Genomic DNA, 14236 nt, shown 5'->3' with positions numbered 1-14236 from the left:
GGAAATAGCATGTGGAGAGTCGGAGTAGACGTTGGTGGCACATTTACCGATTTGTTCGCCTGGGAAGAAAGTACGGGCAGGCAAGTGACGTCAAAGGTTCTCACCACCAAACAGGATCGCTCAATTGCGGTTCTGGAAGCCATTCAGAAGGCCGGCATCGATATTGCCGATATCTCGTACCTCATGCACGGAACGACGACTGCGACCAATGCGCTGATCGAGCGAAGCTATCCGGACGCAGCCTTCATCACGACCGAAGGTTTTCGCGACACGCTCGAAATTGGCCGGCAGCACCGCGAGCATCTGTACGACCCTTACCAGAGCAAACCCAAACCCATCATCAAGCGTCGTTATCGTTACACCGTTCCGGAGCGTACCAACGTCCGGGGCGAGACCGAGCGGCCACTGGACATTGCAGCGGCGCACGATGTTGCGCGGAAGATCAAGGCGGCGAGAATCAAGTCCGTGGGCATCGGGTTCATCAATTCCTACGTCTGCGGTGAGCATGAAAAGCAGATGCGCGACATTCTCCTCGAGCATTGCCCCGACGTTCATGTTGTGCTGTCCGCCGAAACCCGCCCGGTGTTTCGTGAGCACGGGCGCTTCATGACCACGGCTGTGCGCGCAGCCTGCATGCCTGTGATGGTCAAATACATGGATGATCTGGAGGCGCGGCTCCGTCAGCACAAATTCGTCGGGAAACTGCTCATCCTGAAGAGCAGCGGCGGTGTGATGTCGGCCGACGTGGCCCGACTCCACCCGGAAGACATGCTGGAGTCCGGGCCGGCGGGTGGCGTCGCCTACGCCGGCTACCTGACCGAGCAGAGCGGTTTCGAACGAATTCTCCACACCGACGTGGGCGGGACGAGTTTCGACGTATCCATCGTCGAGAATGGCAAGGGCCTGATCACCCGTGACCACGAACTCGAATGGGAAGTGCCCATCGTCGTTCCCATGCTCGACATCCACAGCGTGGGCGCCGGCGGCGGCTCGATAGGCTGGGTTGATTCGGGCGGTTCGCTGCGCGTCGGCCCCCAAAGCGCCGGCTCCGAGCCGGGGCCTGTCTGCTACGGTAGGGGCGGCACGCAGCCGACCATCACCGATGCAAATCTCCTGCTGGGACGTCTGGATCCGACGCTCAGCGGGAAGATGGTGCTCGATTTCGCTGCCGCCGAAAAGGCGATGTCGAATCTTGCGAAACAGATCGGGCTCTCCACCCTGGCAACCGCCGAAGGCATGATCCGCATCGGATGCGAATACATGGCGCAGGCCGTCAAGAAGATCCTGGTCTCCCGTGGGCGGGATCCGCGAGATTTCGTGTTCGCCAGCTTCGGCGGTGCGGGTGCGCTGCACGCCTGCTTCGTCGCCAAGTCGATGAACATCCCGAAAGTGATCGTTCCGCCCCACGCCGGTGTGGCATCGGCATTCGGCGCGACGGTGATGGATCTGCGCCAGGACCTGGAGCACTTCTACTACACCCCCGTTCAGGACGCCGACCTGCGCAAGATCAACGGCATCCTCGCGGAGCTGGAGGCAAAGGCCAAGAAGGCACTGAAGGAGCAGGGCTTCGAAAATGAGCATGATATCGAACTGGTTCGTACGGCTCAGATGCGCTATGTGGGGCAATCCTATGAAGTGGAAACCCCCATCCCCAATGGAGTGCTCACGCAGGAATGCATGCCACGCATCGAACAGCAGTTTCATGCCTGCCATTTGAAGGAGTTCGGTGTCAGTTCCGAGGACTTTGCTCCCGCCTTCGTTTCCTTCGGTGTCGCTGCAATCGGCCGTATGGAGGATCCGCCGCCCGTCGAAATTTCTCATATGGCGGGTGGCGACATCATCAAGGGTATGCGTGATGTGTATTTCGAAGGCAAATGGACGTCGTGCCAGGTCTATAAGGGCGAGGCTCTGGGGACCCAGCACAGAATCGAAGGTCCGGCCATCGTTGAATACGAACACGCTTGCACCGTCCTGCCGCCCAACACCCACGCACACGTGAATGCCATGGGTGCGCTCGTGATCGATATCGAAAAGTAAGGAAGGAGACGACAATGAACGATCAAAAGATCATCCATGATGCGGCGGACGAGATCGATCCTATTACCTTCGAGGTGATGCGCAGCATCTTCGAATTTGCCAGCGACCGTATGGCAACGGTGCTGCAGCGTTCGTCCTTCTCGCCGATTCTGGCGGACATGCTGGACTTCTCTAATGCCATTTACGATGCAGACCTGCAACTCCTGAGTCAGGCGGCGAACTGCCCGATACATCTGGCGGCGATGAAGTTCAGTGCCGAGGAAGCTGTCAAGTGCATCGGCAAGGACAACGTGTACGAAGGTGACGTGCTCGTTGTCAATGATCCGTACCGCGGAGGCACGCACATCAATGACATCTCCTTCATCAAGCCATATTTCTATAAAGGTCAGCTGATTGGCTATGGCGTCAGTCGCGGGCACTGGATGGACCTCGGCGGTGGCGGTGCCGGCGGACAAGCCTTCAGTACGCATATTGCCGCAGAAGGCCTGCGCCTGCCTCCGCTGAAGATTTTCTCGGAAGGCAAGATCAATCAAGATCTGCTAGCCATCATCATGAACAACTCCAGGACGCCCCATTTCATCAAGGGCGACCTGCAGGCACACCTCGGCGCACTTCGCGGGGCAGAGCAGGAGTTGCAGCGCGCGTGCGACCGTTACGGAATCGATACGGTCAGCAAGGCCATGAAGAAGATTCAGGCCTATACGGAAAAGATGATCCGCGAGAGCATCAGCAAGATTCCCAACGGCGTGTATGAGGCCGAAGACTATGCCGATACGGACGGGATCAGCAACGAGCGTGTCAAGCTGAAGGTCAGGCTGGAGATCAAGGACACATCAATCAAGGTCGATTTCACCGGAACCGACCCGATCTGCAAGGGGGCGATTAACTCCCCCCGGGCCAACACGATTTCTGCGGCGCTCTACTCGCTTCAGTTCTTCCTCGCGCCGGATGCGCCGCAGAACCAAGGCATGTTCAATCCCATCGAGGTCGTCCTTCCGGAGGACTGCTGGCTCAATGCGAAATGGCCTGCTCCCACGATCGGTTGCACAACGCTCACTTCCTCGAAGATCACCAGTGCCATTTGGCAGGCGCTTGCGAAAGCGATTCCGGAGAAGATCACGGGATCGACATGCTCGGAGTGCAACTGGTTCGTTGCGAGCTGCACGTCGCTGGACGGCAAGACAGATGTCTTTTCCGATCTGCCGGCCGGGGGCTGGGGCGGGACTCCGTACGCGGACGGCATGAGCGTCACGATGGATCCGCTCGGCAACTGCATGAACATGCCTGCCGAAACTGCAGAACTGTTCTTCCCGATCGCCTACGAGGCCTTCGAGCTAAGGAAGGACTCTGCCGGGGCCGGGCAGCACCGCGGCGGTCTCGGTGCGATCTTCAAAGTGCGCTTCCTGGGCGGCGGCGAGTTGGGTATGGAAACTTCGCGCACAATCGAAGGCAGTCCCGGCGCTGCCGGCGGTCTTCCCAGTGCGGTACAGCGTGCGAGCCACATCCATGCCGACGGCACGACGGAGGTGATCGGCGGTGTGGATTCTCGCGGCGCCTGGAGAAACCCGCTGCTGTCGTCGCATAAGTTCGCAAGCGGAGACGTATTCATGTTCGAAAGCACGGGCGGTGGTGGCTGGGGCAAGCCGACCAATCGCTCCGTCAATGACGTGCTCGAGGACGTGCTGGACGAGTACATCTCGATTGAAGCCGCACGCGAGCAATATCGTGTCGTTATCGATCCGGTGACCCTGACTGTGAACGAGGCCGAAACAACGCGTCTTCGCGGCCAGGCGAAGTAAAGCTCATTTTTACGCGGCCCTCAGCCTGCCGCACTTAGCCCGATATCCCTAGGGCGGCTCGATGCCGCCCGGGGATGGCATTTCCTGGCCCCTCAGGAAGCAATATCTCTCCGAACCAACCAACTCCAACCAACGCCGGCGGATGCCCCATTGGGCGAACGGTGTTGCTGCGGAATCACGAAAGAGGTGACAGACCTTCAAACTCCAGATTCTCGAGCAAATAAAACAAATTTGCCGGCGTTCAATATAAAACTCAGCGCATGGCGGTGGATTAAAGGAGACAAATGTGGCGAACAAGATCGAAACGAGCGGGGATGAGGACTTCCTTTCGGTGCCCGTTCCTGAAAACGAAAGGATGGGGCGCTTCGGGCTGACGATGGCTTGGTGGGCATTATGCAGCGCGATGTTCTGGCTGATGGTGCCGGCCACACTGGCCCTCACCCTGGGGGCCAAGAACGTGCTGATCGGACTGGTGCTATCGACGGTAGTCTATGCAATTATCAACGGCGCGATCACCCGTTTCTCGATCAAGACCGGACTGTCCGTCGAACAGTTTTCGGAGTTGCTGTTCGGTAAGGTCGGAGCGCAACTTGCAACACTCATCTTCTGTGCAACGGCAATCTATTACGCAGTCTTCGAGGGCTCGGTCATCGCTGTCGCGATTAATGCATATTTCCCGTCCATAGACCTGAAGTACGCATTTCTCATCGTAATCTGTTACAGCGTTCCGCTCGTTTTTGGTAGCGTCCAGCATTGGCTCGACAAATTCAATGGAGTGCTGCTCCCCTTTTACCTCATCGGTCTTGTCGCGGCAGTCGCAATGACGGTATCCGAGTATGGCTATAGCGACGCATGGTTGCAGCTCGGGCCCGGCAGTGATGTCCCCGAAGACGGCTGGTGGCAGTGTTTCACGTATTTCATGGGTGTCTGGATCATGATGATGTACACGTGGGATTACGCGCGTCTGGGGAGGAAAGAGGATGCCGACTACCACGCACGGTACAACTTCGGCTGGCTCTTCTATGTATTTACCTTCCTGGTCAACGCGATGGTGGGCATCTTCATCGCAGGCACCATTCCGCTGGAGGGTGGGATCAGCGAGGTGTCGGCTGTCCTAGGTCTCCTGAAGCTGATGGGATTGTTCGGTCTTGCCTTCGTCTGGGTGAGTCAGACGCGGATCAACACCGCGAACTTCTATCTTTCGGCGATCAACATGCAGGCCTTCCTGAAGTCCGCGTTCAATGTGCATCTTCCCAAAGTGCTGTGCGTGATTGCGGTCGGATTCATCGTGTATAACCTGATGCTGCAGAACGTCTTCTCTTTCATTCTGAAGGCGCTCGCCTATCAGGGCACCCTCGTGGTGGCGTGGGTCTCGATCGCGTTGGTCTTCATCTACCTGAAGCGGACCGCAGACATGTCTCCGGCCACCTTGGGTGCCCAGCTCAGCCGAACGCCCACCGTTAGATGGGGCGCGCTCAGCGCGTGGATTCTTTCGTCGGTGTTGGGTGCGCTGCTGCTGCAAGCTCCCCAGGGAATCGCCGGCTGGTCCGCCCCGGTCACGGCATTGACTGCCGCGGGGATCTATTTCGTCGTCAAATCCCGCTACATCCGGAATGACCGCGTTTCGGCGTACCAATTAGGCGACTGATCACCGCATTGTATCCGGCGGCCGGACGAGCAACTTCAGGCCGCCTCTTCATGGACTGCAATGCGCTTCCAAGCGCAGTTGTCAGCCGCCGCCAAAACCTGAATGGAAACCCTGCTCCCTTGGGCGCCCTTACGGACCCAAGGAGGGCCTGCTGTTGCCTGCCTACAGGAAAATAACCTCGGCAGTCGCGAGATTTTTTTAACTCGGGCGGGAAATAACGGCAATACAAACAAACGCAAGGAGGAGACACGTAATGAAATACAATCGATGCAAGCACAAATTGGCCAAAGTTATCTTGCTGCTGGGAACGGCAGCGGGACTCGCCGGGACGGCGCAAGCTCAGGTATTGGGGCACCACTATCGCCCGCACTATTGGGATCTGCCGACGGAATTCGAGAACGGTTTCCTGTTCCCGGGGCAGACACTGTATTACAGCTCGTCCGACAAATCATTCGATTCCGACGGGCACAAGACCACGAATCCTGCGGGAAAGACGGACACGTTGTTCGGGTTCACCATTATTCCGTACTTCTTCAAGTTCGAAAAGAACTCGGATTGGGCCTATGCCTTCTCGCTGAATACTTACGAGTTCCGCCTGCGTACGCCCGATTCGGTTGTCGCAAATGGGTTCGGCAGCATCATTCCTGCCTTCACGGGCTGGACCAAGCCGACCGCGAACAGTACGACGGGCTACGACATTCTCGTGGCTACACCATTTGCAATAACTTCCTCGCTCGATTCCAAGGCCTGGGATCTATATTTGCGCGGCTTCTACGACGTAAATATCAACAACTGGAACGTCGACGCGGTCGTGGGTTATCACACGAAGTTCCCGGAGTCGGGTGGGAAACCCAAAGACGAGTATCACTTCAACGGTCGTCTGGGGTACGACATTCAGGGTGTGACGGGCTTGGGATTGCGCGTGACGCCCTATGTTTCGGCTGATTATCAGACCAACGAGGGCAGTAGCGCCTATCTGATGAACATGGGCGGCGGTGTAATGGTGACGCACAGGAATTTCATGAGCTGGTCAATCGGCTACTCGAAATCGACGAAGGGACGGAATATGCCAGAAACCGATGCCGTGCTGGCTCAGATATGGTTCCCGCTGTGATCATCCCCATGTAATTGGAAACGATCTCCTTTTGAAAAGGAGGAGATCGAAGTCGGCGCCGTGTAACGTGGAAGCTGCCAGCAAAAGTGTTCGCCGGCGACATCGCACCTCTTCAAATCGAAAGATTGCGTGCAGCACGGGGCCGCGAGGGCGAATTGCATTCGTGGCGCCGGGTGTCGCGACTTTGGCGACCAGTTGAACCGAATGTGCGTTGCTACGATCGCACTAGGCGGATCCCGATTTTTCTATTTGCGGCGCATTGTTGCGTGTCAGATCGTTCTCCTAAACTTTCCGGGAACGAGGATTGACGGGAAAGGAATGCCATGATGATGAAACTTCATTTGACACAGCCGCTCAAGCGCAGTTACTGGCAGGAGTCGATCTCGCCGGTGGATGCGTGTCCTGTTCTGCAGGGAAGCAAGAATGCGGATGTCGCAATTATCGGGGGCGGATTTGTCGGTCTCTGGACGGCGCTGACCATCAAGCGGCATGAGCCCGACTGCAGCGTCGTGATTCTGGAGCAGAACGTCTGTGGGGGAGGTGCGTCCGGGAGAAACGGCGGGTTTGTGATGTCGTGGTGGCCCAAAATCGGGACTTTGCGTTCCTTCTGCAATCCAGAAGAGGCGCTGTTCCTGGGGCGTAGCGCCGAACAAGCGATTTTCGAACTTGGTGAATTCTGCGCGCAACACGCGATCGACGCGCACTTTGTGCAAAAGGGTTGGCTGTGGACTGCGACAACGCCTGCCCACGTGGACTCGTGGAACACGACCGTACAAGCGTGTGAGCGCCTGGGCGTCCGGCCGTTCGAGCGACTGTCGTCTTCCGAACTCCGTCGGCGTAGCGGTTCTTCTGTGCATCTGGCGGGAGTTTTCGAGGCGTCCAATGCGACCGTACAACCGGCGGCGCTCGTCGAAGGGATGCGCCGGGTGGCCCTCGAGTCGGGTATCAGGATCTACGAGCAGTCGGGCGTAAGCCATGTCGAGCCAGGAAATACAGTTTGCCTGCATACCTCGGGCGGCGAGCTGAAGGCGAAACGGGTCGTGCTGGCGACGAATGCCTGGTCGGCTTCCATTCCGGAACTTTCCCGACTGATCACGCCTGTCAACAGTTCCATCGTGGTCACGCAACCGCTAGGTGAGCAATTCGAGAAAATCGGGTGGACGGGCGGCGAGTCCATCACCGACTCGCAATTGATGGTCGATTATTACCGCACCACGCGCGAGGGGCGGATCGCTTTCGGAAAAGGCACGGGCGCCATTTCCTATGGAGCGCAGATCAATAGTGTATTCAGCGAAGACGCGAACAGCATCGCCCTGACGAACGCCGATCTGTTCAGCACCTACCCGGGACTGGACAGGGCTGCGGTCACTCACGGGTGGTCGGGCCCGATCGATCGAACTTATGACAGCCTGCCGGTATTCGGTAACTTGGCTGGGCAGGCCAACATATTCTACGGGATCGGTTGGAGCGGCAATGGGGTGGGGCCGAGCAGGCTGGGCGGGCGCATTCTGGCGAGCCTCGCATTGGGTCGGAAGGATGAATGGAGCGAATGCCCCCTCGTCGGCAGAAAATGCAAGACCTTTCCGCCAGAGCCGTTCCGCTATTTCGGTGGAACCCTGGTCCGTAATGCGGTGATCCGAAAAGAGCAGGCGGAAATGCGCGGGCATCAGCCCAAAGCGCTGGACCGGCTGCTGGCCAGTCTGGCGCCCGCCGGGCTTGAAGACAAATCCTAAGGAGCTTCCAGATGTTTCCAATCCTCATTCGCGCCGACAGTGAAAGCGACTTCAGCGCTCTTGCGCCTGTCGGTGCGCCAACCAGTGAACAGATCGCGTTCTCCCGTATTGCGGCACATCATGAACTTCCGGCGGGCGGAGCAGGGGTATGGGAATGCTCACCCGGACGTTTTCGCCGCCAGGTACGCCCGGCCGAATACAGCTATTTCATAGCGGGAGAGGGGAGCTTTACACCGGATGGCGGTGTGCCGATCGAATTCCGCTCCGGCGATTCCATCTATTTTTCTCCCGAGACACAAGGCGAGTGGGAGATTCGCACAACCGTTCGCAAGGCATACCTGATTCTCGGCTGAGTAGTAAAGCTGTGGGTTCATTAAATTTCTGACAATGTTGCCAACGTGATCGCTGAACAAGCGTCCTGACCGCTCCTTGACTTCTTCTGCTTGCGCACCGCTACCTCGCAGTCGTTATGATGCTCCTCATGATGGGGGAGCCATGCACGCGCAGGTTTGCATTGTCAAAGGAGATCCACGATGCCACTGAGAATCATCGATATCGTCAATTTGCCGGAATTGCACACACGCTTCCTGAGTGGGGACAGGGGAGGTGAGCGCTCGGTGCGTTGGGCGCACGTCTGCGAATTGCGGGATCCGACGGAATGGCTGGGAGAAGGGGATTTGCTGATGACCACGGGAATGGGGATTCCCCAGGACCCGGATGCACAGCGCCAGTATGTCGAGGCGCTGTCAACGGCGGGATTGGCGGGGCTCATGGTCGGTGAGAACATGCAGGCGCCGGAAGATCTGCTTGCGTTGCAGAGCACCTCAGAGCAACTGGGATTTCCCGTGTTGATGACGCAACGTGAGGTGCCGTTTGCAAGCGTGACCCGCGCCATCATCGACGCAAACCGGAAGGAAGAATTCGAGAGGCGCAATGCCATTACACGGCTGTGCGTGAGCGCGCGCATGGCCATTGAGGGGCTTAGTCTCGACTCGCTTCTCCAGCGCCTGGAGAAGGATGTATTCGCCAAAATGATGCTTTTGGACTCGCAGACGCTGCGGCCCTGGTTGCCAGGGAAGGCCGAATTTCCGGAAGGGCTGGAGGCGGTTCTTCGCCGTCAGCCGCCCGATTTGGCAGCCAACTCCCCGGTTGTGCGACGGTACGTGTTTGCGGACGAAGACGTATTCGCCGTCGGGGTCCCATCGAGCAAGGGCTGCGTGCTGCTGGTTCGAGGAACAGAGAGTCATTTGCTGGACTACAGCCTGTTGCACCATTTAGTCGCGGTCCTGGGCATTGCGCTCGAACGCCTGCATGTGGAAGCGGAGCGTACGCTGAGGATCGGTTCGGAGTTCCTCGATGACTTGTTGAATCATCGGCTTTCTCCCTACCAGGAGAGGAAGAAACTCGAGCAATTCGGCATGGCCGTCGAGTCGGCGCGCCTTGCCGTGGCGCGCCCTGACGGGCAGAAGCTGGTGGAGTGGGTCACGCAGATCCATCGGTCCGACCTATCCGTGCTGCTGCGTCCGCAGGGGGAGGAGCTGATAATGCTGTTGCAGGCGGATGCGGCGCCCGCGGTGCAGGCGATACTGGACATGAGTATCGGTCTGAGCAACCCGATCGGACAGTCGGAGCGCTTGCCCGAGGCACTCCGCGAAGCGCGACTGGCCCTGGTTCATGCAGGATCCGAGCGAGCAGTCATGGCATACGCGCAGATTGCCGACAAGGTGCCTTGGCTTCCGCACAGTCTGGACGAAGCGACGCAGACCTTTCGCCGGGTGCTGGGGCCCTTGGCGGATTATGAGCAAGAGCACGGCACGCCCTTGCTCGCGTCTCTGAAAGTTTTTCTCGAACACAACCGTTCCTGGCTGAGTGCGGCGAAGCAGCTGCACGTGCACAAGACGACCCTTATTTATCGCATACGGCGCATCGAGTCCATGACCGGGCGTTCCCTGGAGCGCACCGAGGACGTTGCGATTCTGTGGATGGCGCTGCAGGCGGCGGAAATTGCCGGCCTGGTCTCGCCGAATGCACGCAAGCAGGACAGGCCGATTGATTATCATTCGGAATTCAAGGAGAAGGAAGATTGAACGATTTGACCTTGTTACGGCAACGCGCCTATGTCGACGGACAATGGGTGTGCGCGCGAAACAACGAGACGCAGTCCATCTGCAATCCGGCCACCGGTGAGCTGATCGGCAATGTGCCCCTGATGGGGGCGCATGAGACGCGGACAGCCATCGACGCAGCCAATCGGGCGCTGCCCGCATGGCGGAGCCTGACGGCCAAGGAACGCGCTGCTCGGCTGCGGGCGTGGTTCGACCTGATGATTGAAAATCAGGATCAACTAGCGCGCTTGATGACAATCGAGCAGGGCAAGCCCCTTGCCGAAGCACGTAACGAAATCCTGTACGCGGCGTCGTTCCTGGAGTGGTTCGCGGAGGAAGGCAAACGGATTTACGGGGACGTGATTCCGGCACCGCAGGCCGATAAGAGGGTGCTGGTGATCAAGCAGCCGATCGGGGTCGCCGCCGCGATCACTCCCTGGAATTTCCCTTCCGCGATGATTACGCGCAAGGTCGGACCGGCGCTGGCCGCAGGCTGCACGATGGTATTGAAGCCTGCACCGCAAACACCGTTCTCGGCGCTGGCCCTGGCGGAACTTGCCGAGCGGGCGGGCATTCCGCCCGGAGTCTTCAACGTCGTGACGGGTTCTGCGGGCGAAATTGGCGCCGAGCTGACGAGCAACCCGATCGTGCGGAAGCTGACCTTCACCGGCTCCACCAATGTCGGTCGCTTGCTGATGGCGGAATGTGCCCGTGACATCAAGAAAGTGTCGCTGGAACTCGGGGGTAATGCGCCATTCATCGTATTCGAAGACGCCGATCTCGATTCGGCAATCGAAGGTGTGCTGGTTGCCAAGTACCGGAACAACGGCCAGACGTGCGTGTGTGCCAACCGCATTTATGTCCATGACAGCGTTTATGATGCGTTCGCCGACAAATTGAAGAAGGCGGTGGAAGCGTTTCAGGTGGGAAATGGGCTGAAAAGCGGCGTCAACATGGGCCCACTGATCAATGAGTCGGCAGTGGAGAAAGTGCAGGCGCATATCGCCGATGCCGTCGGCAAGGGGGCGAGGATCCTTACGGGCGGGAAGGCGCATTCGCTGGGAGGCACCTTTTTCGAGCCGACCGTCCTGACGGAAGTTTCCCACGACTCCCTGGTCGCGAAGGAAGAAACGTTCGGACCCCTGGCGCCGCTGTTTCGTTTCCGGAATGAAGACGATGTGATTGCGTATGCGAACGATACGGAGTACGGCTTGGCTGCATATTTCTATACGCGTGACCTGGCGCGCACCTTCCGTGTAGCGGAAGCATTGGAGTATGGGATGATCGGCATTAATTCCGGAGCGATTTCGACGGAGGTGGCTCCTTTCGGGGGCGTGAAGGCATCCGGCTTGGGGCGTGAGGGCTCGAAATACGGGATCGAGGAGTACGTCGAAATCAAATACTTGAGTATCGGTCTATAGAGCAGTGTTGCATCTCCGTCCACACGATACGCCCGTGGGCGGAGGTGATTCGCGAGGCAGTAGGATTGACATAGATGGAATTCGCTAAGATCTGCATCACCCTTGCAGCACTGATCAATCCCTTCGGCGCGATCCCTGCCTACATGAGCCTCACTGAGGACCAGTCTGACGTGGGGCGTAGGCAGACGATCAGGACGGCTTCCCTCGCTACCTTTCTTGTGATCGCGGTGTCGGCGCTCGGAGGCGAGTTTCTGCTCGCCGGTTTTGGCATAACGATCCCGTCGCTTCAGGTCGGTGGAGGCGTGCTGCTCTTCCTCGTTGCGGTGTCGATGTTCAATGCCCAGCCAACAGCGGGTCGAGCGACGGTGGAAGACCGCGGCGAGGAAAGCCTACGCGCAAACATTGCGGTCGTTCCTCTGACGATTCCGCTGCTGACGGGACCGGGCACCGTCAGCACGGTGATCATCTATGCGAACCAGGCGTCCAGCATCAGCGGCACGCTGAACTTGCTTGCCGCAGGACTGTTGATTGCGGCGAGTGTGTGGCTGGCGTTCAGCCTTGCCGCGCCGATCAGCCGCCTCGCGGGGCGCACGGGGCTCAACATCATGACGCGACTGATGGGTCTTGTGCTTGCTGCTCTTGCGGTCGAGTTCATCGTCGCGGGGGTACGGACTTACGTCTCCGGAACCTGAGGCGGGCAGGGTCGAGGAGCTCTCGCGCGAAGATGTTTGTGCTGCATCGCGACGGGCGGTACTGCGCTAATCCTGCTCGAGGCCGTGTGACTCGCCGTCGAATCCATCGACAATCGCGCCGGGAAGGATAGCATGCTCGCGCGCGTCGTCGCGGTCTTTGGTGCGGGATGTATCGGTACGACCTGGCGCCTTCGGTGGCGCGGAGCGCGGCCTTTTGCCTTTTCGGCGGCATGCATGCGTGTGCGGGAAAACGGGGTGCGGTTAATCAGGCAGAACTCCACGATGCAGTGGTGGCCACAGGACATGGCGCCGGGAGCGGCGTTTGCCATGCCGGCGGCCAGGTAACGCCCAAAGATTGTATTGGTCTTGGGATTAATTCATCAGAGGAGCCGTATGCATTAGTGCCCAATCCCCACCCGGAATCGTTCATGATTGGAGACAATCCATAAGGGACGCAAACTGCAGGAGAGACTCAATGGGTCGCCCACGTCGCTTTGTCTCGAGACTTCTCGCTTTGAGCGCATTCGGTTTTGCCTCCCCGGCCACGTGGGGAGCCGAGGAGGTACTCGTCCGTATCGGTTTGACGAGTCCCCTCACCGGTCCCCAAGCGGCTGCCGGCAAGGACCATGAGAACGCCTTGCGCATGGCGATGGATCGCCTCAACGCGCAAGGGATGCTCGTCGGGGGGAAGAAAGTGCGTTTCGAGCTCATGTCGGAAGACGATGCCGCCGATCCGCGAACCGGGATGACCGTCGCTCAACGTCTTGTCGATGCAGACGTCAAGGCGGTAATCGGCCCTTACAACTCGGGTGTCGCGATTCCGATTTCGAAACTCCTCAACGATGCGGGCATCGTCATGGCGACGGTGGCATCCAACCCGAAAGTCACGCAAGCCGGCTTCCCCTTCGTCTTCAGGATCGGCCCGAATGACATCAGCTCGGCCGCCAGAATGGGAAACTTCGCGGCGAGGAAGCTGAAGGTCAGGAATCTTGCGGTGATCGATGACCGAACGGCTTACGGTCAGGGCGTTGCCGATGAATTCATCAAGGTGGCCAAAGCGAACGGTGTCCAGATCGTCAGCCGCGAATTCACGACCGACAAGGCGACCGATTTCGCGGCGATTCTGACGCGCATCAAGGGGATCAAGCCCGACGGCATCTTCTACGGCGGTTACCACTCCCAAGCTGGGCCGCTACGCCGGCAGATGAAGGTACTGGGGATCGAAGGCTACCTGCTGGGGGGCGAATCAATCTGCAATGAACTCTTGGCCAAACTTGGCGGAGAGGCGGTGGATGCACACGTCTACTGCACGCTGGGGGGGACCATACTCGAGCAGAGCAATGAAGGCCGGCAGTTCAAGACGGAGTACAGGAGACGCTTCGGGGTCGAGCCGCTGACATACGGGCCGCCGATGTACGACGCTCTGTTCATGATCGCGGCCGCTATGCAAAAGGCGAACTCGATTGACCCCAAGCAGTACCGGTCGGCCTTGGCGGACATCACGTACCAGGGCCTGGCGGGAAGCTACCAGTTCGACGAAAAGCGGGACCTCAAGGAGTCGCCGATCACCATTTACTCATTCAGGAACGGTCAGCCCGTCCCGGTGCCCGACAGCGAGTAGCCAGGGATCTTCGATGCGTCAGCTTCGTACATCCCCTTGATGGTCCGCGTGGCTATACTGACTTTA

10 protein-coding genes are annotated in these 14236 nt (G+C 58.7%); all 10 read left to right on the top strand.

The annotated features are described in order from the left end of the window. Nucleotides 1-9: 9 nt before the first annotated feature. The gene (locus U5817_RS13420; protein WP_407277655.1) at nucleotides 10-2037 is read left to right on the top strand and encodes a hydantoinase/oxoprolinase family protein; all 2028 of its coding nucleotides are present in this window, start codon (nucleotides 10-12) and stop codon (nucleotides 2035-2037) included. Between the two features lie 14 nt (nucleotides 2038-2051). Beyond that, entirely contained in the window at nucleotides 2052-3836 is a 1785-nt protein-coding gene (locus U5817_RS13415) for a hydantoinase B/oxoprolinase family protein (RefSeq protein ID WP_407277654.1), read from the top strand. A gap of 286 nt (nucleotides 3837-4122) precedes the next feature. Further along, nucleotides 4123-5484, top strand: a complete 1362-nt coding sequence (locus U5817_RS13410) for a purine-cytosine permease family protein (RefSeq protein ID WP_407277653.1) — start codon at nucleotides 4123-4125, stop codon at nucleotides 5482-5484. A gap of 253 nt (nucleotides 5485-5737) precedes the next feature. Beyond that, nucleotides 5738-6598, top strand: coding sequence for a hypothetical protein (locus U5817_RS13405; RefSeq protein ID WP_407277652.1), 861 nt, complete (start codon nucleotides 5738-5740; stop codon nucleotides 6596-6598). A 323-nt stretch (nucleotides 6599-6921) separates the two neighbouring features. Beyond that, nucleotides 6922-8331 (top strand): NAD(P)/FAD-dependent oxidoreductase, encoded by a 1410-nt coding sequence (locus U5817_RS13400; protein ID WP_407277651.1) that lies wholly within the window; start codon nucleotides 6922-6924, stop codon nucleotides 8329-8331. Nucleotides 8332-8342: 11 nt separating this feature from the next. Next, entirely contained in the window at nucleotides 8343-8684 is a 342-nt protein-coding gene (locus tag U5817_RS13395) for a cupin domain-containing protein (protein ID WP_407277650.1), read from the top strand. 180 nt (nucleotides 8685-8864) lie between these two features. After that, the gene (locus tag U5817_RS13390) at nucleotides 8865-10418 is read left to right on the top strand and encodes a PucR family transcriptional regulator (RefSeq protein WP_407277649.1); all 1554 of its coding nucleotides are present in this window, start codon (nucleotides 8865-8867) and stop codon (nucleotides 10416-10418) included. Then, a complete protein-coding gene (gene gabD, locus U5817_RS13385; protein WP_407277648.1) occupies nucleotides 10415-11857 on the top strand; it encodes an NADP-dependent succinate-semialdehyde dehydrogenase in 1443 nt (480 codons plus the stop codon). The genes U5817_RS13390 and gabD overlap by 4 nt, the downstream gene beginning before the upstream one ends. Nucleotides 11858-11931: 74 nt before the next feature. Then, on the top strand, nucleotides 11932-12549 hold the full coding sequence (locus U5817_RS13380; protein ID WP_407277647.1) for a MarC family protein: 618 nt from the start codon (nucleotides 11932-11934) through the stop codon (nucleotides 12547-12549). Nucleotides 12550-13024: 475 nt separating this feature from the next. Beyond that, the gene (locus U5817_RS13375; RefSeq protein ID WP_407277646.1) at nucleotides 13025-14170 is read left to right on the top strand and encodes a branched-chain amino acid ABC transporter substrate-binding protein; all 1146 of its coding nucleotides are present in this window, start codon (nucleotides 13025-13027) and stop codon (nucleotides 14168-14170) included. Nucleotides 14171-14236: the final 66 nt, after the last annotated feature.

It is taken from the genome of Aromatoleum evansii (assembly GCF_045689615.1).
GTDB classification, from domain to species: Bacteria; Pseudomonadota; Gammaproteobacteria; order Burkholderiales; family Rhodocyclaceae; genus Aromatoleum; species Aromatoleum evansii.
This window is presented reverse-complemented; position numbering and strand designations above follow the sequence as displayed.

Excerpts from the sequence above, each read along its gene's own strand:
- U5817_RS13390 (WP_407277649.1), top strand. The coding sequence starts at position 8,865 with ATGCCACTGAGAATCATCGATATCGTCAATTTGCCGGAATTGCACACA.
- U5817_RS13400 (WP_407277651.1), top strand. The coding sequence starts at position 6,922 with ATGATGATGAAACTTCATTTGACACAGCCGCTCAAGCGCAGTTACTGG.
- U5817_RS13395 (WP_407277650.1), top strand. The coding sequence starts at position 8,343 with ATGTTTCCAATCCTCATTCGCGCCGACAGTGAAAGCGACTTCAGCGCT.
- U5817_RS13405 (WP_407277652.1), top strand. The coding sequence starts at position 5,738 with ATGAAATACAATCGATGCAAGCACAAATTGGCCAAAGTTATCTTGCTG.
- U5817_RS13415 (WP_407277654.1), top strand. The coding sequence starts at position 2,052 with ATGAACGATCAAAAGATCATCCATGATGCGGCGGACGAGATCGATCCT.
- U5817_RS13375 (WP_407277646.1), top strand. The coding sequence starts at position 13,025 with ATGGGTCGCCCACGTCGCTTTGTCTCGAGACTTCTCGCTTTGAGCGCA.
- U5817_RS13420 (WP_407277655.1), top strand. The coding sequence starts at position 10 with ATGTGGAGAGTCGGAGTAGACGTTGGTGGCACATTTACCGATTTGTTC.
- U5817_RS13380 (WP_407277647.1), top strand. The coding sequence starts at position 11,932 with ATGGAATTCGCTAAGATCTGCATCACCCTTGCAGCACTGATCAATCCC.